This window comes from Sphingomonas sp. GM_Shp_1, assembly GCF_026540895.1.
Lineage (GTDB): Bacteria > Pseudomonadota > Alphaproteobacteria > Sphingomonadales > Sphingomonadaceae > Sphingomonas.
The window spans coordinates 27,501-51,312 of the sequence record NZ_JALNUR010000010.1 but is presented as its reverse complement, the minus strand read 5'-3'; the positions used below and the strand labels follow the sequence as shown (position 1 = coordinate 51,312).

The window sequence follows — 23,812 nt, the reverse complement described above, 5'->3', positions numbered from 1 at the left end:
ACTTCCTCAAAGGGCATATCTAGCCGCACGTCCCCTCCACCACGCCTCGCATATAGGGGAGGATCACTTCCCCCTTGCCCCGAGCCGCCCGGCACGCCACCATTTCCGGCGATGCCCACATTGCCCGCCGTCACCACCATCGCCCAGACCATCCAGCTGTCGCTCGCGCCGGTCTTCATGCTGGCCGCGATCGGGCAGTTGCTCAACGTGCTCGCGGGACGGCTGGCGCGAGTGATCGACCGGGCGCGCGGGCTGGAGATGATGATCAACAAGGTCGATGACGGCCCGGAGCGGATGCGCCACAAATGGGAGCTTCGGCTGCTCGACCGGCGCATGTCGATCATCAACGCGGCGCTGTTCCTGGCGGTGTCGAGCGCGGTCATGGCCTGTATCGTCATCGCGGTGCTGTTCATCGCCAATCTCGGCAAATTCCATATCGGCACCTGGATCGCGCTGGCCTTCATCCTGGCGGTGGTCCTGCTGATCCTGTGCCTGATCGCCTTCATGGTCGAGGTCCGCATCTCGCTGCGCGCCATCCATGTCCGCAAGGAAATCCTGGATTGACCGGACGCGATGCCGAGCGGCGCGGCCTGCAGGCGATCGTCGCCATCGCCTGTCTGGTGCCCCTGACCATCGGGGGGATCAGCGTGATGGAGGGACCGGGCTGGCTGGGCCATCCGCAAGTCGTGCCGAGCGATCTGGACAGCCAGTTCCGCTATGTCTCCGGCATCTTCCTGGGGCTGGGCCTTGCCTTCGTCACCTGCATTCCCGCCATCGAGCGCAAGGGCGCGCGGTTTCGGTTGCTCGGGCTTCTGGTCGTCGCGGGCGGCCTGGCACGCGCCCTGTCCTGGGCGACGGTCGGTGCGCCGTCGACGGGCCATCAACTGGGGCTGGCGATGGAACTGGGCGTCGTCCCGCTTCTTATGCTGTGGCAGGCCCGTATCGCGCGTGGCTATCGCTGATTCCAGGAGCCTTTCCATGCGCTTTGCCGACCCTATCCTCCCCGCCCACGGCGGGCCGGTCACGGCATGAGGATCGTCCGGTGGATCGCCAAGGGACTGGCGTTGATCCTCATCCTGATCGGCCTCGCGGCGACCATCGTGCCGCATTATCTCGACCGCCTCTATTATGAAGGGCCGGAGAGCGGCCATTATGACGGCGAGCGCTTCTTCAATCCCGATGGCGATGCCGACACCCTGCGGATGCCGACGCGGGGCGGACGGGGCGGCTTTTTCTGGCGGCAACTGACCGGCGACGACGGACGCCCCGCCTGGCCCGAGACGGTGGCCGTCCGCGCCGCCAGGCCCGAACCCCGTGTCGAGGGACAGCGCATGGTCGCGACCTGGATCGGCCATGCCACCGTGCTGGTCCAGACCCAGGGCCTCAACATCCTGACCGACCCCATCTATGCCGAGCGCGCCGGACCCTTCGGCTTCGGCCCCAAGCGGGTCGCACGGCCCGGCGTCGCGTCCGACGACCTGCCCAAAATCGACCTGGTCGTCATTAGCCACAATCATTACGACCATCTCGACCAGGCGACGCTGAAGAAACTGTGGCAACGCGACCACCCGCTGGTCGTCACCAGCCTGGGCAATGACAGCGTGATCGGACAGGTCGGCGTGCCCGCCACCGCGCTGGACTGGGGGCGGGAAAAGATCGTCCGGCCGGGCGTGTCGGTGGTGGTGACGCGCAACCATCATTGGGGCAGCCGCTGGTTCGCCGACCGCAACCGGGCGCTCTGGTCGAGTTTCGTCGTGAAGCTGCCGGGCGGGAACATCTTCTTCGCGGGCGACACCGGCATGGGCGACGGACGCTGGCCCGAGGAAGCGGCGCGACTGGGTCCCGTCCGCCTCGCCCTTCTGCCGATCGGGGCGTTCCGCTTCGTCCCCGGCCAGATGGCGGCGGGCAGCCATATCGGCCCGCCGCAGGCGGTGCAGATTTTCGAGCGGCTGGGCGCCTCGACCGCCATTCCGATCCATTGGGGAACCTTCCGCCTGTCCTATGAGGGCTATGACACGCCGCCGAAACTGCTCGATGCGGCGATGCGCTGTTCGGGCGCGCGGGGCCGGTTTGCGGCGGTTCGGTTGGGCGACGCGGTGGAGGTGCCTCCTTTCGGAGCTAAAGGCACGCAACGGACCAGTGATGCGGCAATGCGGGCGTGTCTCGACACACCACAGGTTCGGGCTTTGCGATAGGCAGCCTGATTCCCTCGGCCTTCGACTTCGCTCAGGCTGAACGGGGGGTGGGAATCGGGCTTCATACGAAAACCCGTTCGGGCAGAGCGAAGTCGAAGCCTACGCCTCAACATCGGAACCACTGGAACAAAAGCGCAACCGGGACCATATTCCCCTTATGGCGATCCAGATCCGCACCACCCTCGACAAGCCCGAAACCGGCGTCAGCTTCGTCCCCCACCGCCCCTCGCGCCCCGAAAAGGCCGAGGGCGGCAAGCGGTTCGAACTGGTCACCGAATACACCCCCAGCGGGGACCAGCCCGCCGCGATCCGGGAACTGACCGCCGCCGCGCGAGCCGGGGACAAGGACCAGGTGCTGCTGGGCGTCACCGGCTCGGGCAAGACCTTCACCATGGCCAAGGTCATCGAGGAGTTGCAGCGCCCCGCCCTTATCCTCGCGCCCAACAAGATCCTGGCGGCGCAGTTGTACGGGGAGTTCAAGAGTTTCTTCCCCAACAACGCGGTCGAATATTTCGTCAGCTATTACGACTATTACCAGCCCGAAGCCTATGTGCCCCGGTCGGACACCTATATCGAGAAGGAAAGCTCGATCAACGAGTCGATCGACCGGATGCGCCACTCGGCGACGCGGGCGTTGCTGGAGCGCGACGACGTGATCATCGTCGCCTCGGTGTCGTGCCTTTACGGTATCGGCTCGGTCGAAACCTATTCGGCGATGATCTTCGACCTGAAAAAAGGCCAGAGCGTCGACCAGCGCGAGATCATCCGCAAGCTCGTCGCGCTCCAGTACAAGCGCAACGACGCCGCCTTCATGCGCGGCAATTTCCGGGTGAAGGGGGACAATCTCGAAATTTTCCCCTCGCACTATGAGGATTCCGCCTGGCGCGTGTCCTTCTTCGGCGACGAGATCGAGGAGATCGTCGAATTCGATCCGCTGACCGGCAAGAAGTCGGCCAGCCTCAACTCGGTGCGCATCTACGCCAACAGCCACTATGTGACCCCCGGCCCGACGATGAAACAGGCGGTCGAGGCGATCAAGTTCGAGCTGACCGAGCGGCTGAAGGAACTGGAGATCGAGGGCAAGCTGCTGGAGCGCCAGCGGCTGGAGCAGCGGACCAATTTCGACCTGGAGATGATCGCCGCCACCGGATCGTGCAACGGCATCGAGAATTACAGCCGCTTCCTGACCGGCCGCCTGCCCGGCGAGCCGCCGCCCACGCTGTTCGAGTATCTCCCCGAAAACGCGGTGCTGTTCGTCGACGAGAGCCATGTGACGATCGGCCAGATCAACGGCATGTCGCGCGGCGACCATCGGCGCAAGATCACGCTGGCCGAGTACGGCTTCCGCCTGCCCTCGGCCATCGACAACCGGCCGCTGCGCTTCAACGAATGGGATGCGATGCGTCCGCAGACGGTCAGCGTCTCGGCCACGCCGGGCAATTGGGAGATGGAGCAGACCGGCGGCGTCTTCGTCGAACAGGTCATCCGCCCCACCGGCCTGATCGACCCGCCGGTCGAGATCAAGCCGGTCGAGGAGCAGGTACAGGACCTGATCATCGAAGCGCGCAAGACGACCGAGCTCGGTTACCGCACCCTCGTCACCACGCTGACCAAGCGGATGGCGGAGGATTTGACGGAGTATATGCACGAGGCGGGGATCAAGGTCCGCTACATGCACTCCGACGTCGAGACGCTGGAGCGTATCGAGTTGATCCGCGACCTGCGGCTGGGCGTCTATGACGTGCTGATCGGCATCAACCTGCTGCGCGAGGGGTTGGATATCCCGGAATGCGGGCTGGTTGCTATCCTGGACGCGGACAAGGAAGGGTTCCTGCGCTCCGAGACCTCGTTGATCCAGACCATCGGGCGCGCGGCGCGTAACGTCGACGGGCGGGTGATCCTCTATGCCGACCGCATCACCGGATCGATGGAACGCGCCATGTTGGAAACCTCGCGGCGTCGCGAGAAGCAGATGGCATACAATACCGAACACGGCATCACGCCGCAGACGATCCGCCGCCAGATCGGCGACATCATCGCGCATGTGGCCTCGGGCGATCAGGTGACCGTGCCGATCGATGAGGACCGCCCGCACATGGTCGGCCACAATCTGCGCGCCTATATCGAGGAACTCGAGAAGAAGATGCGCAAGGCCGCCGCCGACTTGGAGTTCGAGGAAGCGGGCCGGTTGCGGGATGAAATCCGGCAGTTGGAGAATGAAGAGCTGGGCCTGCCGGTCCATGAGCAGAAGGCGCCGATCATGGGCCGGTCCAACGAGGGCAAGCCGGGGACGCGCAAGACGCGGTTCGGGAAGAGCAAGAAGTTCGCGAGTGGGCGGAAGGCGAATTGATTTTCGGGGTGGGGTTGCTTGGCCCTTGCCCCTCCCCAACCCCTCCCCCTGCCGGGAGAGGGGCTATCGCTTTACGGAACGCCAACGATGTGAGGCGCGCATAGCGCTTCCACGCACACGCCCCTCCCGCAAGCGGGAGGGGATGGGGGAGGGCCCTCGCCGCAAATACTGCGTCCGGTAACCCATCACCCCAAATCCAAATTTTCCGTCCCCACCCCATAATAACCCGCGACCCGGTCGGCATAGGCCTGATCGAAGATCGGCGCATGGTTGGCCCAGCTCGGCCCGCCCTCCAGCAGGCGGCGGTCGACGGTGATGACATATTGATCGCCCACCGGATCGAACTGCAACAGGCTGAACGGCACCGGGTAGAAGCTCTTGCCCATGCCCAGGAACCCGCCCAGCGCCAGCACGGCATGGGTCGCCCGGCCCGAGCGCTTGTGCACCATGAAGGACGCGACGCTGCCGATCGTGTCGCCGTCGCGGCTTTCCAGTTTCAGCGGCCCTGCGACGTTGGATTGGACCAGGATCAGGGTCGGCGTGTCGTGATCGGCCATTCTTAACCTCCGTTTATCGCCCTCCCAACCCGCCAGAGCGAGGGGCGGTTCCGATGCCCGCCGCATCGGCACGGTCCGCCGCAGCACAGGGTTGAGCCCGAACGGCCCCTCGCGCATAGGCTGGATCCGATGCGTCGCCTGTCCCATGCTTCCCTTGCCACGACGATCGTCGCGGCCGCCGCCCTGTCGGGCTGTATCCCCGCCGCTCCGCGCCCTGCCGCGCCGCCGCCGGTGCGCCACACGCCCCAGCCCCTGCCGCCGGCACCGCGCCCGGTATTGGGGGCCGACTGGCGCGACTGGCCGCTGACGCCGGGCGACTGGCGGTATCAGCGGACCGCGCAAGGGTCGGGCGCCACGTTCGGCACGGGGGGCGTCACCCGCCTGTCGCTGACCTGCGATCCCCGCACCCGACAGGTCCGGCTGAGTCGCCCCGCCTCGGTCGCGGGAAGCGTCACCATCCGCACCTCCAGCACGACCAGGGCCCTCGCCGCCCAGGCGGTCGCTACGGGCGCGGAGATGGTGCTGACGGCCAACGACCCGCTGCTCGACGCCATGGCGTTCAGCCGGGGCCGGTTCACGGTGGAGCAGCAGGGCCAAGTCCCGCTGGTCATCCCCGCCTATGCGGAGATCGGGCGGGTGATCGAGGATTGCCGGGGCTGAGGAGCCGCTGTTCGGCGGCGCAAGATGGTCGGCCAAACATCGTCGCATTTCAAGTCTTGTTTATCCGCCTCCGACTACGCACATTGCACATGCGTTCTTCAAAGGGGCGCGTTGGCTATCCACTAGCGAAAGGAGGTGATCCGATGTCTCATGGTTCAGCAATGGGGTCGGTTCAGTTCGTTCGGGGGACCGGCTTCTGACATCGATGGGCGTGATTCGGGGGGTATCCTCCCCCAATCAACGGTCGCGCCTGATGTCATGAGGCCCACATGGTCTCCCGGGCTGGAGCTCTCCGGCCGCTGACCATGTTTAGGGGTTGTCGGGACGTCGCGATGACGTTCCGGCAGCCTCTTTTCATTTTCGGGGAAGCGCTGATCCTTCGGGTTTGCCGGGGCGTTACTCTGCCGGGCAACGGGACCCCGGCTTTCGCCGGGGTGGCCGACAGGGCTAAGGCCCGATCGACATTCAGGCGACGCCCTCATTCCTCCCCTACAAGGGGAAGGGTACCATGCGAAGCATGGTGGAGGGGTATCCCCGTATCGAGAGCGCGACACCCCTCCGTCAGGCCTGACGGCCTGCCACCTCCCCTACAAGGGGAGGAATGGTCGATCCACTCGAGTGGTTTGACAGCCCCCCAAACAAACGCCCCGACAGGCGTTACACCTATTCCGCTTTCTCTTCCCGATACTTCATTTCCAGGAAGCGCCCGCGTGTCGACAGGCTGTCGAGATCGGCCTGGGCCAGTCGCTGGGTCATGTCGCCGATTTCCTGCTCGATCAGCTTGAGGCCATCGACCAGCTGCGCATCCGGCGTCCGGCCGTTGCGCTCGACCCGGCGAAGCGGTTCGGGCACCCGCTCATAGTCGCGCAGGAAGGCGGGAAGCTGCTCGCCGATCAGGCGTCGGACCTCCATCGCCTCGGCGGTGTCGTTGTCGACGCCCGCCAACTGGGGCGAGAGCGTGTCGAGCCGCTGTCCGATCCGGTCGACCAGCTGCACCGCGGGCGCTGGCAGCAAGGGGCGCTGCGCCTCCAGCCAGCGTTCGGTCTGGGCGGGCAGCGCCTTGATATCGACCTGCGCCAACTTGGCGGGCGTCGGCGCGCGCGCGGCGGGGGCCAGCGCGATGGTCAGGGTCACCGCCAGCATCAGCAGCATCGCCGCCAGCGCGCCGAAAATGCCGATGCCGCCGGGCAGGATCAGGCCCGTCACCATCGCCGCGATCAGGATGGCGGCGTTGGCGACGGCGATCAGGATCACCCGCTGAAGCGCCGAACGGGCGCGGCGGCGCACCCGCTTGACCGTCTGTTGGGCCTGGCCGCGATAATCCTGCGAGATGCGCGCCATCACTTCGCGCGCACGCTCGATCTGGGCATCGACCTCGTTCGAGCGGGGCGTGGTCACGACCTTACAGCGCCTCCAGCTTGAACGACGAAGCGCCGCTGGTCAGCTGCGGGTTCTGCGCCCCCTCGGCCCGCGCAATATAGCCCTTCGACTTCTCGACCTCCTGGCCCAGCGTATTGACCGTGGTCTTCATCGAATCGAGCGCCTTCAGCTTGAAGCTGTCGATCGCATCCATCGTGTCGTAAATATTCTGGAAGGCGCGTTGCAGCGTCTCCAGCGGAATGGTCGAGGCCGCCGCCTGCTCATGGATCTGCGCGGTCTGACTGCGCAGCAGCTTGCCGGTCGAATCGATGATGTTGGCGGTGGTGGTGTTGAGCGCGGTGATCTGGTCAAGCACCAGCTTCTGGTTGGCCAGCGCCTGCGCCACGGTGACGGCGGTGCGCAAGGCCGAAACGGTGGTGGTCGAGGCACGATCGACGCCCTTCACCAGCTCGACATTGTTCTTCTTGACCAGGTCGAGCGCCAGATAGCCCTGCACTGTGACCGCCATCTGGGTCAGCAGATCCTGGGTCCGCTGGCGGGTATAGAAGAGCGCAGTTTCGCGGATCGCCTTGGCCTTGGCCGGATCGGTATGATCCAGCTCGTTCGCAGCGTCCTCCAGCTTGGCGTCCATCGCCTTGGACAGATGGATCATCTGCTCCAGCCGCCCCATGGCCGACCACAGATTGGCGCGCTCGGTATCGATCGCGGCATTGTCCATCAGCAGTTCGTCGCGACCCGAGGCCAGGCTCTTCAGGATCGCGGCGATATGCGTCTGCGACGAGCGATAGCCATCGAAATAGTCGCGCATCTTGTTGCCGAAAGGCAGGATGCCCAACAGCTTGCGCGGCGCGGAGAGATTGCCCTGGCGACCGGGATCGAGGCTTTCCACCACGCGACGCAGCTCGGTCAGGTCCTTGCCGACGCCGGTTTCGCCGTCCATCGCCTTGACCGGGCGGTCGAGGAAGCGGTTGGACTGGCCCGCCGCCTCGCGGATTTCCTTCTGACCCATGGCGGTGATCGCATCGACGCGGCGGCCGAATTCGGGGCTGTTGACGTCCTGCGCGATCAATTCGGCGACGAAGCCGTCGACCTTCTGTTCCAGCTGGGTCCGGGTCTTGTCGTCCACGGGCACCAGCCCGGCGGCCTGGGAGGGCGCGACCGTGGGCACGGGATCGGGCGGCGTCAGCGTCAGCCCCTTTTCCTGCGTCACGGTATCGGCGGTCGTGGCCATTCCATAGTCTCCAAATACGCGTGTCTAGTGTGGAGGCGATGGGCGCGGGGTTCAAGTGTGTTATGCGGATAATACTATGAATGGTTCCGGATGGATTTTATCCCCCCTTCCGTTCAGCCTGAACGGAGGTTGGATCGGGTTCGGCCGGGGAAGCCCTTCAGAGATCGAACAACCCATCCTGCGATCCGACCGGCGGGTTCAGGCCCAGATGCTTCCACCCCCCGGCATTCAGGATACGCCCCCGCGCCGTCCGCGCGAGCAGGCCGAGCTGGATCAGATACGGCTCGATCACCTCCTCGATCGTGTCGCGCGGTTCGGAGAGACCGGCGGCCAGCGTCTCCACCCCTACCGGCCCCCCGCGATAGACATCGGCGATCATCGTCAGATAGCGGCGGTCCATCGCGTCCAGACCCAGCGCATCGACCTCCAGCCGGTTGAGCGCCTGGTCGGCGGCGGCCGCATGGACGATCTCATGCCCTGCGACGGTGGCGAAGTCGCGCACCCGGCGCAGCAGCCGCCCGGCGATACGCGGTGTGCCGCGCGACCGGCGCGCGACCTCGATCGCGCCGTCTTCGGCGATCGGCAGGTCGAGCAGGCGCGCGGCGCGGATGACCACGCGGGTCAGTTCCTCGACCGTGTAGAATTGCAGGCGCACCGGGATGCCGAAACGGTCGCGGAGCGGCGTCGTCAGCAGCCCCTGCCGCGTCGTCGCACCGACCAGCGTGAAGCGCGGCAGATCGATCCGCACGCTCCGCGCCGACGGCCCTTCGCCGATCATCAGGTCGAGGACGCGGTCCTCCATCGCCGGGTACAGCACTTCCTCGACCGCCGGTTGCAGCCGGTGAATTTCGTCGATGAACAGGACGTCGCCGTCCTCGAGGTTGGTGAGCAGCGCGGCTAGGTCGCCCGACTTGGCGATCACCGGGCCGGAGGTCGCGCGGAAGCCCACGCCCATCTCGCGCGCGATGATCTGCGCCAGCGTCGTCTTGCCCAGGCCGGGCGGCCCGAAGAACAGCACATGGTCGAGCGCATCGCCGCGCCCGCGCGCCGCCTGGATGAAGACGCGCAGGTTGTCGCGCGCCGCCTGTTGCCCGACGAACTCGTCCAGGCTCTTGGGGCGAAGCGCGGCGTCGACATCCTCGGGACGGCGGCTGGCGGACAACAGGCGGTCTTGGTCGGTCACGACATGGGCCCTAGCGAGAGGATGACGGGCCTGTCGAGCATCGGGATCATGACGGTATCGGCGAACATTGCACGAACATAGCAGCGGATGGGCCACAGGGACAGCGGCCATGGCGCACTTGCCAACCTGGATGGCGGACTTGGGCCGAAAATCGCGCTAAGCTCGGCGCCATGCCGCAGGACATTTATCTGGCGACCGCCATTCCGCCCGCCCTGGAAATCGCGCTGGCCGAACGCTTTACGCTCCACCGCGATACGCCGCCCGCGACCACGCGCGCCATCGTCGGCGGCGGCATGATGACCGTCGACGCCGCGCTGCTCGACCGCTTGCCGGAATTGCAGATCATCGCGGTGAACGGCGTCGGCTTCGACGGCATCGACCGGGAGGCGACCGCCGCGCGGGGCATCCGCATCGCGATCACCCCCGATGCGCTGACCGAGGATGTCGCGGATCAGGCTATCGCGCTGTGGCTGGCGGTGGAGCGGCGGATCGCGGCGAACGACCGGGCACTGCGGATGGGCAATTGGACCGTGCCGCTGGGGCGGCGCGCGAGCGGTCGGCGGATCGGGATTTTCGGGCTGGGCCGGATCGGCCAGGCCATTGCGAAACGCGCCGAGCCTTTTGCCGGGGAAGTCCTCTACACCGCCCGTTCGGAAAAGCCGGTGACGTGGCGCTTCGTGCCCGAGCTGGTGCGACTGGCGGCGGAAAGCGACGTGCTGATCCTTGCCGCGCCGGGCGGCGCGGAGACGCGCGGGGTCGTCGATGCCGAGGTGCTGGACGGGCTGGGCGCGGACGGGGTGCTGGTCAACATCGCGCGGGGAAGCCTGGTCGATGAGGACGCGCTGATTGCCGCGCTGGAGACGCACCGGATCGCGGGGGCGGGGCTGGATGTCTTTACCGACGAACCCGATGTCCCGCCCGCGCTGCGCCGGATGAATCATGTCGTGCTCGCCCCGCATCAGGGCAGCGCGACGCGCGAAGGACGGGCGGAAATGGCGGCGATGGTTATTGCGAATCTGGAGGCGCATTTCGCGGGGCGGGAGGTGCCGGGGTTGCTGGGGTGAGGGACTCCCTTGGGCTTCGACTTCGCTCAGCCTGAACGGCTGGCGGGATAAGGCCTTCCAAACCTCCGTTCAGGCTGAGCGAAGTCGAAGCCCACGCCCCTTACTTGGCCGCCTTGCGCAACGCCAACCGGACCAGCGCGTCCAGCGAGGCCGCCGCCCCCAATTCCTCTTCCGCCGCCGCGACCGCCGCGCTCGCCTCGGCGGGGCGGAAGCCCAGGTTGAGCAGCGCCGACACCGCGTCCGCCCCCGCCCCGACCGGCGCCGCGACGCCACCCGATCCCGGTGCCAGCACGATCCCGCCGACCTTGTCCTTCAACTCCATCACGATCCGCTGGGCGAGCTTGGGGCCCACCCCGTTCGCGCGCGCGACCATCGCCTTGTCGCCGCTGGCGATGGCGCGCATCAGGTCGGCGGGCTCCAGCGCCGACAGGATCGCCAGCGCCACCCGTGATCCCACGCCCTGCACGCCGGTCAGCAACCGGAACCAGTCGCGCTCATCGGCGCTGGCGAAACCGACCAGCCGGATCGAATCCTCGGACACCAGCATCTCGGTATGCAGCATCGCCGCCTCGCCCACCGGCCCGATGGCGGACAAGGTGCGCGCCGAAGCGCCGATCAGATAGCCGACGCCGCCGACGTCGATGACAGCATGGTCGATGCCGGTGGAGTCCAAACGTCCCTTGAGATGCGCGATCATGCGAGTGGGTTAGAACAAAAGGGGGGATTGGTCACGGGGGTTATCGTTGGGTGGGTGGCTGCTTGGCTGGGCCCCTCCCCCATCTCCTCCCGCCTGCGGGAGGGGTGCGTTACCGGGCGGCGTTCGGAGCGCCCGCGAAGGATTCCTATGGTTGAACCCTGGCACGCCCCTCCCGCAGGCGGGAGGGGATGGGGGAGGGCCTCGCCGCAAGCCCCTCGCCGACGACGACGCTAAACCGCCGAAGCCCGTCGCTGCATCGCCCGTGCGCTGGCCAGATGGTGCGCATGGGTGATCGCCACCGCCAGCGCATCCGCCGCATCGGGCCCGGTCAGCTTCACGCCGGGCAGCAAATGCCCGACCATCGCCTGCACCTGCTTCTTGTCCGCGCCGCCGGTGCCGACCGTCGCCTTCTTGACGATGCTGGGGTGATATTCGCCGACGATCAGCCCCGCCTGCGCCGCCGCGAGCAGGACGATGCCGCGCGCCTGGCCCAGCTTCAGCGTCGATTGCGCATTGCTGTTGCCCAGCACCTCCTCGACCGCCGCGCCATCGGGCTGTTGCTGGCGGATCACATCGTACAAAGCGGCGTGCAGGTTCGCGAGGCGTCGCGGCAGCACCATCGACGGTTCGGTCTTGATCTGACCGTTGGCGACATGGCGCAGCCGGTTGCCCTCCACCGCGATCACCCCCCAGCCGGTGGTGCCGAGACCGGGGTCGAGGCCGAGGATGATGGCGGGAGGTGGGGTCATTATCGGGGCTTTCGGGAGGGGTCAGTATGTGCGGCCCAGCCCCTCCACCACGCAGCCCTGCCGCGCGGTCCCCCTCCCCAGGCAGAGCCTGGGGAGGAATGGGTCAGGCCAGCTTTTCCATCACTTCGTCGGAGACTTCATAATTGCCCCAGACGGTCTGGACGTCATCGTCATCGTCCAGCGTGTCGATCAGCTTGAACAGGGTCGCCGCCGCCGCTTCGTCGACCGCGACCATGGTCTGCGGCCGCCAGGCGAGCTTGGCGCCCTCCGCCTCGCCCAGCACGGGCTCCAGCGCCTTGGCGACTTCGTGCAGGTCTGCCTGCGCGGTCCAGATTTCGTGGCCGTCCTCGGTGGAGGTCACGTCCTCGGCACCGGCTTCCAGCGCCGCCTCGAACACCTTTTCGGCGTCGCCCACACTGGCGGGATAGTTGATCAGACCCATCCGGTCGAAGCCATGGCTGACCGAACCGGCAGTGCCCAGATTGCCGCCATTCTTCGACACCGCGGTGCGCACGTTCGTCGCGGTGCGGTTGCGATTGTCGGTCAGCGCCTCGATGATCAGGCTGACGCCGCCGGGGCCGAAGCCCTCATAGCGCACTTCCTCGTAATTCTCGCCGTCGTTGCGCGAGGCCTTGTCGATCGCGCGCGCGATATTGTCCTTGGGCATCGACGCCGCCTTGGCCGCGTTGACGGCGGCGCGCAGACGCGGATTCATGTCCGGGTCGGGCGTGCCCATCTTCGCCGCGACGGTGATTTCGCGCGAAAGCTTGGAGAATGCCGCCGAGCGCTTCTTATCCTGCGCGCCCTTGCGGTGCATGATGTTCTTGAATTTGCTGTGGCCTGCCATCGGTGCCTCGTAAAATGATCGCGCTCTCTACGACCGCGCAAGGGCCTTTGCCAACCCGTCGATCTTCGCCTCCAGCGTATCGAGCCGTTCGGTGACCGCATTGTCGAGCTTGTGGTGCAGCCGGAGGATGTCGATCTCGGCCCGCAAATTGGTGCGATAGTCCAGACTCGCCGCCAGCCGATCCTTGGCCGATTGCCGGTTCTGGCTCATCATGATGACCGGCGCCTGGATCGCGGCCAGCGTCGAGAGCATCAGATTCAGGAAGATGTAAGGGTACGGATCGAACGCCAGCCCGAAATGGCTGAGCACATCCGAGTTGAGCAGCATCCAGCCTAGCAGGATCACCGAAAAGGCAATGATGAAGCCCCAGCTGCCACCGACCGCCGCGACCCGGTCGGCCAGCTTCTCGCCCCAGGTCGAGGTCTCGTCCGCGACATCGGCGGCGTCGCGCGCGCTGAGCTGGCCCGACTCGATATCGGCGATGACCTGGGCTTCTTCCTCGTCCAGTTCGTGCGCGGGCTTGCCGAGTGTCCGGCGGGCGATTTCGGCGGCGGTCGACAAAGCCATAAGGGGAGCGCTCCGCTTGGAGAATCAAATGCCTTGCTCCTTGGGGCGTTGATCGGCCAAACGCCAGAGTCATGACGGTACGCGTGGATATGGGAACCGATGAGCGTGGCTCGTCGGTGCCGATCGATCTTGAGGAACTGCTGGCGACCCGCCTGCTCGTGCAGGGCAATTCGGGATCGGGAAAGTCGCATCTGCTGCGCCGGTTGCTGGAGAAATCGGCGGGCCAGGTGCAGCAGGTCGTGATCGACCCCGAAGGCGATTTCGTCACCCTGTCCAAGGCGTACGGCCATGTCGTGATCGAGGCGGGCGACTATGCCGAACGTGAGGTCGGGCGCTTCGCCTCGCGGATTCGCGAACACCGGGCCTCGGTGGTGCTGAGCCTGGAAGGGCTGGAGATCGAAGGGCAGATGCGCTGCGCCGCGACCTTCCTCAACGCGCTGTTCGATGCCCCGCGCGAGCATTGGTATCCGGCGCTGGTAGTTGTGGACGAGGCGCAGTTGTTTGCTCCCACGACGGGGGGCGAAGTGTCGGAGGAGGTCCGCCGCGCCTCGCTGTCCGCCATGACCAATTTGATGTGTCGCGGGCGCAAGCGCGGGCTGGCCGGGGTGATCGCGACCCAGCGACTCGCCAAGCTGGCCAAGAATGTCGCGGCAGAGGCGTCCAACTTCCTGATGGGCCGGACCTTCCTCGACATCGACATGGCGCGCGCCGCCGATCTGCTGGGCATGGAGCGGCGACAGGCCGACTCGATCCGCGACCTGGCGCGCGGGACCTTCCTGGCGCTGGGCCCGGCGGTGTCGCGGCGGCCGATCACGGTGAAGATCGGCGCGGTCGAGACCTCGGCCCGTTCGGGCAGCCCCAAGCTGACCCCCCTGCCCGACGCGCCGCCGCCGGACCTGCAGGAACTGCTCTTCGCGCCGGTCGAGGAAGCGCCGACGCTACCCATGACCTTCGACCCGCGCCCGCGCCGGGTGCCCGCCGAGGAGTTGATGGCGGATCTCGGCCGCCCGCCTTTGCCGACCACCGCCGCGCCGCCCGCGCCCGAGATGGACGAGGGCGAAGTCGAGGCGATCTACGAACAGGTGCTCCGCGCCATCGTCGAAGACCCCGAATCGACCTTCCGCCCCGCCTCGGTTCTGTTCCAGGATTTCCAGGTGCGGTGCCGGATGGCGGGCCTCGCCCGACCGCCGCTCGACCTGAACGGCTTCGCCCGGCGGCTATCCTGCGCGCGGGCGGGGATTTTCGACGTCAACGATCCCGACTGGCAGGAGGCGCTGGCGCTGGCCGCGATGCTGCCCGACGACATGCTGGGCGCGTTCCTGCTGGTCGCGCGGGCGGCACGCGAGGGCCTGCCCTGCCCGCCGGATACCAAAATTGCCGAGACCTATGGCACCAGTTCACTCGGCCGGGTGAAGCGGCTGATCGCCTATATCGAGAGCCGCGACTTGTTCGTGTGCCGAACGGACCTGACGGGCAAGCGGTCAATCACGATTCCGCGGCTGGGCTGGACGACTCAAGCGGCGGAGATGGGGTGAGCTTTGCCCTTGGCCTTCGACTTCGCTCAGGCTGAACGGGGGTTGGGGTCGCAGGCGATCTCCCGCGCGGCCACAATATCCCCCCTCCGTTCAGCCTGAGCGAAGTCGAAAGCCACGTTCCACCGCCCGCCAAACAAAAAGGGCGACGGAGCCAGAAGCCCCGCCGCCCTTCGCATCTCCGAACCCGAAACCGGGATCAGATCATGCCCAGCGCCTTCATATACACTTCGAGGATCGCTTCCTCTTCCTGATATTCTTCGCGCTTCTTCTTGCGGATGGCCATGATCTTCTTGATCGCCTTGGGGTCGTACCCGCGCGCCTTGGCTTCGGCGAAGACGTCCTTGATGTCGTCCGAAATGCCCTTCTTCTCTTCTTCCAGTCGCTCCGCGCGTTCGATCAGCAGGCGCAGTTCGTCCGCCGTCACATTGCCGCTGCTGTCGAAATTCTCGTCCGCCATCGTCTTAACCCTCTGAATACCGATATGCCCCTATGAGGCCGATCATGTCGCGGCTCGGACGCCCCTCGTCGGTGAAACGAAGGTCGGTCTGGCGCGGCCGGATCGGGCCCCATGTCGGGATCGGCGGTGGGTCTAGGCGCTTCCGTCGCCGGGCTCAAGCGCGCTCGTTCGTCAGGCGTTCTTCTTCACGCTTTCGGCCATCCGGGCCAGCTGCTCCGGGCTCGCCTCGCCCTGATGCTGCGCCTTCCACTGGTCGTAAGGCATGCCATAGATCGCCTCGCGCGCGCTCGCCTTGTCGATTCCCGCCGCCTCGCCGACCCAGTCGGACAGGCAGTTTCGGCAAAAGCCCGCCAGGCCCATCAGATCGACATTCTGGGCGTCGCTGCGGTGCCGCAGGTGCAGGACCAGCCGGCGAAATGCCGCCGCTGCCGCCTCGTCATCGATTGCATTCAACGCATCCGCCGCATCGCCCATATTCATCGCTCCAAGGTTGATCGTGCCGCATTAGGCTTTAGGACGCAGACAGCAAAGAAGCAGGATGTAACATGACCCAGGCCCTCCCACCGCGTTCGCGAAAAGTCCGCGTTCTTGCCACGCTCGGCCCGGCCAGCAGCGATCCCGAAACGATCGCCACCCTGTTTCAGGCAGGGGCCGACGCCTTCCGAATCAATATGAGCCATGGCGACCAGCAGTCCAAGGTTCCGCTGATTCAAGCCATCCGGTCGCTGGAGGAGCGGTTCGGCCGTCCGACCACGATCCTCGCCGACCTTCAGGGCCCCAAGCTGCGCGTCGGCAAGTTCGCCGAGGGCAAGGTCATGCTGGAAACCGGCAGCACCTTCATCCTCGACCGCGACCCGACGCCGGGCGACGCGACTCGTGTCGAGCTGCCCCACAAGGAAATCTTCGCCGCGATCGAGCCGGGCGCGCGCCTGCTGCTCGACGACGGCAAGCTGGTGCTGCGCGTGGCGTTCCACGACGACCAGAAGATCACCACGCTGGTCGAGGTGGGCGGCGCGCTGTCCAACAACAAGGGGTTGAACGTCCCCGACGTGGTGCTGCCCATGGCCGCGCTGACCGAGAAGGATCGGTCGGACCTGGCCTTCGCGGTCGAGCAGGGCGTGGACTGGATCGCGCTGTCCTTCGTCCAACGGCCCGAGGATCTGATGGAGGCGCGCGGGCTGATCAAGGGGCGTGCCGCGCTGCTCGCCAAGATCGAGAAGCCGCAGGCGATCGACCGGCTGGAAGAGATTGTCGAGCAGTGCGACGGCGTGATGGTCGCGCGCGGCGATCTGGGCGTCGAACTGCCGCCCCAGGCCGTGCCGCCGCTCCAGAAGCGAATCGTCGAGGTGTCGCGCCGCATGGGCCGCCCGGTTGTCGTCGCGACCCAGATGCTCGAATCGATGATCCAGAGCCCCTCGCCCACCCGCGCCGAAGTGTCGGACGTGGCGACCGCCATCTATGACGGCGCCGACGCGATCATGCTGTCGGCCGAATCGGCGGCGGGTGCGTGGCCGGTGGAGTCGGTCGCGATGATGAACGCGATCGGCGTGTCGGTGGAGAACGACCCCGGCCATGGCGAGCGCATCCACTTCACCGCGATGACCCCCGACCCGACCACCGCCGACGCGCTGGCCGAGGCGGCGGCGAGCATCACCAACACCGTGTCGGCCAAGGCGATCATCTGCTTCACCACCAGCGGCTCGACCGCGCGCCGCATCGCGCGCGAGCGTCCCTCGGTGCCGCTGCTGGTCCTGACGCCGCAGCTGGAGACGGCGCGTCGTCTGGGTCTGCTTTGGGGCGCGCATGCGGTCCACACCCGCGATGTCGAATCCTTCGAGGAGATGGTCGCCAAGTCCAAGCGCATGGCGCTGCGCCACGGCATCGCCGAGGCGGGCAACCAGGTCGTGCTGATGGCGGGCGTCCCCTTCCGCACGCCGGGTTCGACCAATGTGCTGCACGTCACCCGCATCATGGGCGACGAACTCGCCAATTACGGCGATCGCAGCGAGGCGTAAGCGCCGAGCCCGTGCGGTGCGCGGGCGATCGGACGGACAAAGGGGCGGCGGCGCGGAGATGCGTTTGCCGCCCTTTTTTTAGGGCGGATCGACATTCATCCATTCCTCCCCTTGTAGGGGAGGTGGCAGGCCGTCAGGCCTGACGGAGGGGTGTCGCGTTCTCGATACGGGGACACCCCTGCACCATTCTGCACAGACCGCCTCTCGCGAAGCGGACGTGGTGAAACTGTCTCAGGGCCGATCGGAAATCATTCTCACGCGAAGACGCGAAGGCGCGAAGATTATGTTCGCGCGGAGGCGCGGAGGGCGCAGAGATGTCGTGCCTAGGGCGACAGTGGTTCCTTCTTCGTCTGACGATCAGTGAGGGGCACCGCCGCGCGAGCATGATTTCTCTGCGTCCTCCGCGCCTCCGCGCGCAAAAAGGCGGCTTCGCTTGAATTCCGATTTCGATGAGAGTCGATCTACCCAGGGTGCCCTTCCTATAAAGGTCGGAAAGAACGCCCCTCGGCAAAGGCGAATCGCGAAGGCATGATCCGGACCGATGCCTTGCAGAAAGCCTGTCATGCCCCGACTCCTCGATCACCGCCCCGACCTGCAAACGGAGCGACTGTCGCTACGCCGGCCAGCGGATCGCGATGTCGACGCCATCGTAAACGCGGTGGGAGTCTGGGACGTCGCGCGTCGGCTGGCGCGCGTGCCGTATCCTTATACCCCGGACGATGCCCGATTTTTTCTGGAGCGGATCGTGCCTGCGGAATGGGTATGGGCGATCACCCTTCGCGGTTCGGATCATCTGGCGGGAGTGGTCGGGCTGACACCGCAGGAGCATGCCGATACGGCCGAACTCGGCTATTGGCTGGCGCCCGCGCATTGGGGACACGGCCTGATGACCGAGGCCGCGCGGGCGGTCATCGCCTTCGGCTTCGACCATCTCGGCCTTCCCGCGCTGACCTCGGAATATTTCGACGATAATCCCGCCTCGGGCCGGGTGCTTGCCAAGCTGGGTTTCGTCGAAACGGGCCGCATCCTGCGACCCTGTGTGGCGATCGGTGGCGATGTCCGGGCGGTGAGGATGATCCTGGAGCGTCCCACGGCGTGGACGGCGCCCGACTGATCCCTTCGGACCGAACCTACGCACGAAAAAGGGCCGGGCAACCCGCGCCGCCCGGCCCTTTCCGTACCGTCCGATGAAAATCAGCGCGCGATGCCGCCCGCCGCCAGCACCGCCAGCGTCACCAGATCGCCCGCGGTCGAAGTCATCGGCGCGATCTGCACAGGCTTTTCCATGCCGATCAGCATCGGGCCGATCATCGAGTCGCCGCCCAGTTCGCGCAGCAGCTTGGCCGAGATATTGGCCGACTGAAGCCCCGGCATGATCAGGACGTTCGCCGGACCCGACAGGCGCGAGAAGGGGAAGTTCGCCATCTGCTTGGGGTTCAGCGCGACGTCGGGGGCCATGTCGCCTTCATATTCGAAGCCGACCTGCCGCTGGTCGAGCACCGCCACGCCGTCGCGGATATTGTCGATCCACTGGCCTTCCGGGTTGCCGAAGGTTGAATAGGACAGGAAAGCGACGCGCGGCTCATGCCCCATGCGCCGCGCGACGGCGGCGGTGCGCTCGGCGATGTCGGCCAGTTCCTCGGCGGAGGGACGCTCGTTGACCGTGGTATCGGCGATGAAGACGGTGTGGCTCTGCCCGACGAGCAGATGGATGCCGAAGGGCACCTTGCCGTCGACGGGGTCGATCACCCGGCGAATCTCGCGGAAGCTCTGCGCATAGGTACGGGTGATGCCGGTGATCATCGCATCGGCCTGCCCCAGTTGCAGCATCACCGAGCCGAAGATGTTGCGGTCCTGGTTTATCATCCGCTCGGCATCGCGACGCAGATAGCCGCGCCGCTGGAGCCGCTCATAAAGGAAGTCGACCATCTGCGGCACCATCTCCGAGGTGCGGCTGTTGTGGACTTCATATTCCTGCGGATTGGTGACGCCCAGCGCCTTCAATCGGTCATAGACATCGTCGCGCCCGACCAGCACCGGAATGCCGTAACCGCCCTCCTTGAAGGCGATGGCGGCGCGCAGCACGACTTCCTCTTCGCCTTCCGCGAACAACACGCGCTTCGGATGCGCTCGCGCGCCCTCGTAAGCGAGCGTCAGCACCGAAGTGGTCGGGTTCAGACGCGCGCGCAGCTTCTGGCGATAGGCGTCCATGTCCAGGATCGGCCGCGTCGCCACGCCCGAATCCATCGCCGCCTTGGCCACCGCCGAGGGGACCAGCTCCATCAGGCGCGGGTCGAACGGAGCCGGGATGATGTACTCGGGACCGAATGTGTGCTGCGTGCCGTATGCCAGCGCCACTTCCTCGGGCACGCGCTGGCGCGCCAGTTCGGCGATGGCATTGGCGGCGGCGATCTTCATCTCGTCATTGATGCCGGTCGCGCGCACGTCGAGCGCGCCCCGGAAGATGAAGGGGAAGCCGATGACGTTGTTGACCTGGTTCGGATAGTCCGAACGCCCGGTCGCGACGATCGCATCGGGGCGCGCCGCCTTGGCGAGTTCGGGGCGGATCTCCGGCTCCGGGTTCGCCATCGCGAAGATGATCGGCGAGGGCGCCATGTCCTTGACCATCTCGGGCTTCAGCGCGCCCGCCGCCGAAAGCCCCAGGAACACGTCCGCGCCCGACAGCGCCTCGGTCAGGGTGCGGCGATCGGTGGCGGCGGCATGCGCCGACTGCCACTGGTTGATGTCCTCGCGGCCCTGATAGATCACGCCGGTGCGGTCGCACATGATGACGTTCTCGTGCCGGACGCCCATCGCCTTCATCAGCTCGGTGCAGGCGATCGCCGCCGCGCCCGCGCCGTTGACGACGACCTTGATCTCGTCCAGCCGCCGCTTGGTCAGCAGGCAGGCGTTGATCAGTCCCGCCGCGCAGATGATCGCGGTGCCATGCTGGTCGTCATGGAAGACCGGGATGTTCATCCGCTCGCGCAGGGTCTGCTCGATGATGAAGCATTCGGGGGCCTTGATGTCTTCCAGGTTGATGCCGCCGAAGCTCGGCTCCATCAGCTCGATGGCGTCGATGATCCGGTCGACATCCTCGGTCTTCAGCTCGATATCGATCGAGTCGACATCGGCGAAGCGCTTGAAGAGGACCGCCTTGCCCTCCATCACGGGCTTGGAGGCGAGCGCACCTAGATTGCCCAGACCCAGGATCGCGGTGCCGTTCGAGATGACGGCGACCAGATTGCCCTTGGCGGTATAGTCATAGGCGGTGGCGGGGTCTTCGGCGATGGCGAGCACGGGCACCGCGACGCCGGGCGAATAGGCCAGCGCCAAGTCGCGCTGCGTCGCCATCGGCTTGGACGCGATGATCTCGATCTTGCCGGGCCGTCCCTCGGAGTGGAACAGCAGGGCCTCGCGCTCGGAGAACTGGTCGGTGGGTTCGTCGGTCATGCGCGCGGCCTTCGATGCTGTGATGATTAGGACGCTACGGCTCATTAAACGTTCGGCCCCGCCTGACAACCCTGTCACGCGTCACTTTCGGCCCTCCAACCATCAGGATTATCTGCCGGATAAGCCAGGCTGTCCGGCTTGGTGCCGATGCCGCACCGCAGCATCGGCACCAAGCCTCGCCAGCCGGTGGAGGCCCGGCTATAGCGCGCCATCCCCTTCGCCCCATCCTTGCCCCCACCGTTTCGAATCTGGAATACGTGCCTCGATGACCACCCCCACCCCGATGATGGCGCAATATCTGGCGTTGAAGGCCGAGGCCGAGGATTGCCTGCTCTTCTACCGCATGGGCGATTTCTTCGAGCTGTTCTTCGAGGATGCACGGATCGCGTCAGGGGTGCTCGACATCGCGCTGACCTCGCGCGGCGAGCATGGGGGCGAGAAGATTCCGATGTGCGGTGTGCCGGTCCATGCCGCGACCGCCTATCTGCAGCGCCTGATCAAGGCCGGGCACCGCGTCGCCATCGCCGAGCAGACCGAAACGCCCGCCGAGGCCAAGGCGCGCGGGGGGTCCAAGGCGCTGGTGTCGCGCGGGATCGTGCGGGTGGTGACGGCGGGTACGCTGACCGAGGAAGCGCTGCTCGACGCCAAGTCCGACAATTGGTGCGTCGCCCTCGGCGAGGCGGGCGGCGCAGTGGCGCTGGCCGCCGCCGATATCTCGACCGGGCGGTTCGTGGTGATCGACGTGAAGGCGGACGCGCTGGGGGCTGAACTCGCCCGTCTCGCCGCTGCCGAAGTGGTCGCGGCGGAGAATGCGACCCATGCCGATGCCGCGACCACGCTGCGCCCCTCTTCGACCTTCGACAGCGGCCAGGGCGAGGATCGGTTGAAGCGGCTTTACGGCGTCGCGACGCTGGACGGCTTCGGCCAGTTCAGCCGCGCCGGGCTGTCGGCGGCGGGTGGATTGGTTGCCTATCTCGACCATACGGCCAAGGGCGCCCTGCCCTTCCTCCGGCCGCCGGTATTGATGCAGGCGGCGGGTGCGATGGCGATCGACGCGGCGACACGCGAGAGCCTGGAACTGACCCAGACGGCGAGCGGCCAGCGGAAAGGCTCGCTGCTCGACGCGGTCGATCGGACCGTGACCGGTGCCGGAGCCCGCGCGCTGGCGGGGGATATCGGCGCGCCGCTGATGGACCGGGACGCCATCGAGGCGCGGCTCGACCTGGTGCAGCATTTCCATGACGATGCGGCCTTGCGCGAACGCCTGCGCGCGGCGCTGCGAGCGCTGCCCGATATCGGCCGGGCGATCGGGCGGATCGCGGCGGGGCGGGGTTCCCCACGCGATCTGGGGCAGTTGCGCGACGGGCTCGACGGGGCCTGGGCCCTGTCCGAGCAACTGGCCGACGGCCCGCCGCTGCTTCGCGAGACGACGCCTCGCCTGCGCGGGCACGGTGCGTTGATCGACCTGCTCCGCCGCGCGCTCGTCCCCTCCCCACCCATCGAAGCCAGCGAGGGCGGCTATATCGCGGCGGGCTATGACGTGGCGCTCGACGATCTGCGCGATGCCGGAGCCGGAGGCCGCCGCGCCATCGCCGCGCTGGAGGCCGAGTTCCGCCACAAGACCGGCATCTCCGCGCTGAAGATCCGCCACAATGGCGTCCTCGGCTATCATGTCGAAGTGCCCGCCCGCGCGGCCGATGCGCTGATGAAGCCAGATTCGGGCTTTACCCATCGCCAGACGCTGGCGGGCGTCGTCCGTTTCAACACGCCCGAATTGCACGAGGTCGCGAGCAAGGTCGCGCAGGCGGGCGCCCATGCGCTGGCCGCCGAGGCCGCGCATCTGGAGGAATTGACCGCCGCTGCGCTCGCTTCCCGTGAGGGGATCGCCGCGACGGCGGACGCGCTCGCCCGGCTGGATGTCGCGAGCGGTCTGGCCGAGCGCGCGGTCGAGGGCGGCTGGGTCCGCCCCGAACTGGTCGACCACGCCTGTTTCGAGGTGACCGGCGGCCGCCACCCGGTGGTCGAGGCGGCGGTGGCGCGCTCGGGCGAGCGGTTCGTCGCCAATGACTGCCAGTTGTCGGAGAATTCGCGCCTCTGGCTGGTGACGGGCCCCAATATGGGCGGTAAATCGACCTTCCTCCGCCAGAATGCGCTGATCGCGGTGCTCGCACAGGCGGGGTCCTATGTGCCCGCGACCCATGCGAAGATCGGATTGGTCGACCGGCTGTTCAGCCGGGTCGGCGCATCGGACAATCTCGCGCGCGGGCGCTCGACCTTCATGGTCGAGATGGTCGAGACCGCCGCGATCCTAGCCCAGGCGACCCCGCGCAGCTTCGTGATCTTGGACGAGGTCGGGCGCGGCACCTCCACCTATGACGGCCTGGCCATCGCCTGGGCGGTGGTGGAGGCGATCCATGAGGATAATCGCTGCCGCTGCCTGTTCGCGACCCATTATCACGAGCTGACCCGGCTGGCCGAACGGTGCGAGGCGCTGTCGCTCCACCATGTCCGAGCGCGGGAATGGAAGGGCGAACTGGTCCTGCTACACGAGGTGTCGGAGGGTCCGGCGGACCGATCCTATGGCCTGGCGGTGGCGCGGCTGGCGGGGATGCCGCCCGCGACCGTGGCGCGGGCCAAGGCGGTGCTCGCCAAGCTGGAGGCGGGCCGCGCCAAGACCGGCGGGCTGGCAGCGGGCCTGGACGACCTCCCCCTCTTCGCTGCCGCCGCGCAGATCGAAGAAGAGCAGTGCGACGCAATCCGGGCGGAGGTGGAGAAACTCGACGTCGACGCCCTGTCCCCGCGTGAGGCGCTGGACGCGCTCTACCGGCTGAAGGCGCTGGCACGGGAGGGGTAATTCCCCCTCCCCGTTCAG

21 protein-coding genes are annotated in these 23,812 nt (G+C 66.8%); 10 read left to right on the top strand and 11 right to left on the bottom strand.

What is annotated here, in order from left to right; translation table 11 throughout:
* The first annotated feature begins 111 nt into the window (after positions 1-111).
* From OXQ33_RS07440 to uvrB, 4 genes are all read left to right on the top strand, one after another.
* The gene (locus OXQ33_RS07440) at positions 112-564 is read left to right on the top strand and encodes a DUF2721 domain-containing protein (protein ID WP_267434055.1); all 453 of its coding nucleotides are present in this window, start codon (positions 112-114) and stop codon (positions 562-564) included.
* Positions 561-962: a DUF4345 domain-containing protein gene (locus OXQ33_RS07435; RefSeq protein WP_267434054.1), complete on the top strand. Its 402-nt coding sequence runs from the start codon at positions 561-563 to the stop codon at positions 960-962. Before OXQ33_RS07440 ends, OXQ33_RS07435 begins: the two co-directional genes overlap by 4 nt.
* A 66-nt stretch (positions 963-1,028) precedes the next feature.
* Complete coding sequence (locus tag OXQ33_RS07430; RefSeq protein ID WP_267434053.1) at positions 1,029-2,195, top strand: MBL fold metallo-hydrolase; 1,167 nt, start codon at positions 1,029-1,031, stop codon at positions 2,193-2,195.
* A gap of 157 nt (positions 2,196-2,352) precedes the next feature.
* On the top strand, positions 2,353-4,545 hold the full coding sequence (uvrB, locus tag OXQ33_RS07425) for an excinuclease ABC subunit UvrB (protein WP_267434052.1): 2,193 nt from the start codon (positions 2,353-2,355) through the stop codon (positions 4,543-4,545).
* 185 nt (positions 4,546-4,730) lie between these two features.
* Here the strand turns inward: uvrB and OXQ33_RS07420 are convergent, their stop codons facing one another.
* Positions 4,731-5,102, bottom strand: a complete 372-nt coding sequence (locus tag OXQ33_RS07420; protein WP_267434051.1) for a PRC-barrel domain-containing protein — start codon at positions 5,100-5,102, stop codon at positions 4,731-4,733.
* 129 nt (positions 5,103-5,231) lie between these two features.
* Between OXQ33_RS07420 and OXQ33_RS07415 the strand changes: the two genes are divergently transcribed.
* Entirely contained in the window at positions 5,232-5,762 is a 531-nt protein-coding gene (locus OXQ33_RS07415) for a hypothetical protein (RefSeq protein ID WP_267434050.1), read from the top strand.
* Between the two features lie 663 nt (positions 5,763-6,425).
* On the opposite strand, the gene OXQ33_RS07410 is transcribed toward OXQ33_RS07415, so the two are convergent.
* From OXQ33_RS07410 to ruvB, 3 genes are all read right to left on the bottom strand, one after another.
* Complete coding sequence (locus OXQ33_RS07410) at positions 6,426-7,160, bottom strand: hypothetical protein (protein WP_267434049.1); 735 nt, start codon at positions 7,158-7,160, stop codon at positions 6,426-6,428.
* A 4-nt stretch (positions 7,161-7,164) separates the two neighbouring features.
* Positions 7,165-8,373 carry a toxic anion resistance protein gene (locus tag OXQ33_RS07405; protein WP_267434048.1) on the bottom strand — a complete coding sequence of 403 codons (1,209 nt, stop codon included), beginning with the start codon at positions 8,371-8,373 and terminating at the stop codon, positions 7,165-7,167.
* Positions 8,374-8,530: 157 nt separating this feature from the next.
* A complete protein-coding gene (ruvB, locus tag OXQ33_RS07400; protein ID WP_267434047.1) occupies positions 8,531-9,556 on the bottom strand; it encodes a Holliday junction branch migration DNA helicase RuvB in 1,026 nt (341 codons plus the stop codon).
* Between the two features lie 170 nt (positions 9,557-9,726).
* Here ruvB and OXQ33_RS07395 point away from each other — a divergent pair, with 170 nt between their 5' ends.
* Positions 9,727-10,620, top strand: a complete 894-nt coding sequence (locus OXQ33_RS07395; RefSeq protein ID WP_267434046.1) for a 2-hydroxyacid dehydrogenase — start codon at positions 9,727-9,729, stop codon at positions 10,618-10,620.
* Positions 10,621-10,720: 100 nt separating this feature from the next.
* Here OXQ33_RS07395 and ruvA read toward each other — a convergent pair whose 3' ends face one another.
* From ruvA to OXQ33_RS07375, 4 genes are all read right to left on the bottom strand, one after another.
* Positions 10,721-11,317 carry a Holliday junction branch migration protein RuvA gene (gene ruvA, locus OXQ33_RS07390; RefSeq protein ID WP_267434045.1) on the bottom strand — a complete coding sequence of 199 codons (597 nt, stop codon included), beginning with the start codon at positions 11,315-11,317 and terminating at the stop codon, positions 10,721-10,723.
* A 230-nt stretch (positions 11,318-11,547) separates the two neighbouring features.
* Positions 11,548-12,066, bottom strand: a complete 519-nt coding sequence (ruvC, locus tag OXQ33_RS07385) for a crossover junction endodeoxyribonuclease RuvC (protein ID WP_267434044.1) — start codon at positions 12,064-12,066, stop codon at positions 11,548-11,550.
* Between the two features lie 103 nt (positions 12,067-12,169).
* Positions 12,170-12,913: a YebC/PmpR family DNA-binding transcriptional regulator gene (locus OXQ33_RS07380; RefSeq protein WP_267434043.1), complete on the bottom strand. Its 744-nt coding sequence runs from the start codon at positions 12,911-12,913 to the stop codon at positions 12,170-12,172.
* Between the two features lie 27 nt (positions 12,914-12,940).
* The gene (locus OXQ33_RS07375) at positions 12,941-13,480 is read right to left on the bottom strand and encodes a DUF1003 domain-containing protein (protein ID WP_267434042.1); all 540 of its coding nucleotides are present in this window, start codon (positions 13,478-13,480) and stop codon (positions 12,941-12,943) included.
* Positions 13,481-13,551: 71 nt separating this feature from the next.
* On the opposite strand from OXQ33_RS07375, the gene OXQ33_RS07370 reads away from it, so the two are divergent.
* A complete protein-coding gene (locus OXQ33_RS07370) occupies positions 13,552-15,015 on the top strand; it encodes an ATP-binding protein (protein WP_267434041.1) in 1,464 nt (487 codons plus the stop codon).
* Between the two features lie 196 nt (positions 15,016-15,211).
* On the opposite strand, the gene OXQ33_RS07365 is transcribed toward OXQ33_RS07370, so the two are convergent.
* Positions 15,212-15,472 carry a DUF2312 domain-containing protein gene (locus tag OXQ33_RS07365; protein ID WP_037570224.1) on the bottom strand — a complete coding sequence of 87 codons (261 nt, stop codon included), beginning with the start codon at positions 15,470-15,472 and terminating at the stop codon, positions 15,212-15,214.
* Between the two features lie 171 nt (positions 15,473-15,643).
* Positions 15,644-15,946, bottom strand: coding sequence for a DUF1244 domain-containing protein (locus OXQ33_RS07360; protein WP_267434040.1), 303 nt, complete (start codon positions 15,944-15,946; stop codon positions 15,644-15,646).
* Between the two features lie 71 nt (positions 15,947-16,017).
* Here OXQ33_RS07360 and pyk point away from each other — a divergent pair, with 71 nt between their 5' ends.
* On the top strand, positions 16,018-17,487 hold the full coding sequence (gene pyk, locus OXQ33_RS07355) for a pyruvate kinase (protein WP_267434039.1): 1,470 nt from the start codon (positions 16,018-16,020) through the stop codon (positions 17,485-17,487).
* Between the two features lie 562 nt (positions 17,488-18,049).
* Positions 18,050-18,601, top strand: a complete 552-nt coding sequence (locus tag OXQ33_RS07350) for a GNAT family N-acetyltransferase (RefSeq protein WP_267434038.1) — start codon at positions 18,050-18,052, stop codon at positions 18,599-18,601.
* Positions 18,602-18,681: 80 nt separating this feature from the next.
* Here OXQ33_RS07350 and OXQ33_RS07345 read toward each other — a convergent pair whose 3' ends face one another.
* A complete protein-coding gene (locus tag OXQ33_RS07345; RefSeq protein ID WP_267434037.1) occupies positions 18,682-20,940 on the bottom strand; it encodes an NADP-dependent malic enzyme in 2,259 nt (752 codons plus the stop codon).
* Between the two features lie 283 nt (positions 20,941-21,223).
* On the opposite strand from OXQ33_RS07345, the gene mutS reads away from it, so the two are divergent.
* Positions 21,224-23,794: a DNA mismatch repair protein MutS gene (gene mutS, locus OXQ33_RS07340; protein ID WP_267434113.1), complete on the top strand. Its 2,571-nt coding sequence runs from the start codon at positions 21,224-21,226 to the stop codon at positions 23,792-23,794.
* The last annotated feature ends 18 nt before the right edge of the window (positions 23,795-23,812 follow it).

Coding starts and splice junctions, on each gene's coding strand:
- ruvC (WP_267434044.1), bottom strand. CDS start 12,066: ATGACCCCACCTCCCGCCATCATCCTCGGCCTCGACCCCGGTCTCGGC.
- OXQ33_RS07350 (WP_267434038.1), top strand. CDS start 18,050: ATGCCCCGACTCCTCGATCACCGCCCCGACCTGCAAACGGAGCGACTG.
- OXQ33_RS07430 (WP_267434053.1), top strand. CDS start 1,029: ATGAGGATCGTCCGGTGGATCGCCAAGGGACTGGCGTTGATCCTCATC.
- OXQ33_RS07420 (WP_267434051.1), bottom strand. CDS start 5,102: ATGGCCGATCACGACACGCCGACCCTGATCCTGGTCCAATCCAACGTC.
- OXQ33_RS07415 (WP_267434050.1), top strand. CDS start 5,232: ATGCGTCGCCTGTCCCATGCTTCCCTTGCCACGACGATCGTCGCGGCC.
- OXQ33_RS07345 (WP_267434037.1), bottom strand. CDS start 20,940: ATGACCGACGAACCCACCGACCAGTTCTCCGAGCGCGAGGCCCTGCTG.
- ruvA (WP_267434045.1), bottom strand. CDS start 11,317: ATGATCGCGCATCTCAAGGGACGTTTGGACTCCACCGGCATCGACCAT.
- OXQ33_RS07395 (WP_267434046.1), top strand. CDS start 9,727: ATGCCGCAGGACATTTATCTGGCGACCGCCATTCCGCCCGCCCTGGAA.
- OXQ33_RS07360 (WP_267434040.1), bottom strand. CDS start 15,946: ATGGGCGATGCGGCGGATGCGTTGAATGCAATCGATGACGAGGCGGCA.
- uvrB (WP_267434052.1), top strand. CDS start 2,353: ATGGCGATCCAGATCCGCACCACCCTCGACAAGCCCGAAACCGGCGTC.
- OXQ33_RS07375 (WP_267434042.1), bottom strand. CDS start 13,480: ATGGCTTTGTCGACCGCCGCCGAAATCGCCCGCCGGACACTCGGCAAG.
- OXQ33_RS07365 (WP_037570224.1), bottom strand. CDS start 15,472: ATGGCGGACGAGAATTTCGACAGCAGCGGCAATGTGACGGCGGACGAA.
- OXQ33_RS07370 (WP_267434041.1), top strand. CDS start 13,552: ATGACGGTACGCGTGGATATGGGAACCGATGAGCGTGGCTCGTCGGTG.
- OXQ33_RS07380 (WP_267434043.1), bottom strand. CDS start 12,913: ATGGCAGGCCACAGCAAATTCAAGAACATCATGCACCGCAAGGGCGCG.
- mutS (WP_267434113.1), top strand. CDS start 21,224: ATGATGGCGCAATATCTGGCGTTGAAGGCCGAGGCCGAGGATTGCCTG.
- pyk (WP_267434039.1), top strand. CDS start 16,018: ATGACCCAGGCCCTCCCACCGCGTTCGCGAAAAGTCCGCGTTCTTGCC.
- OXQ33_RS07440 (WP_267434055.1), top strand. CDS start 112: ATGCCCACATTGCCCGCCGTCACCACCATCGCCCAGACCATCCAGCTG.
- OXQ33_RS07405 (WP_267434048.1), bottom strand. CDS start 8,373: ATGGCCACGACCGCCGATACCGTGACGCAGGAAAAGGGGCTGACGCTG.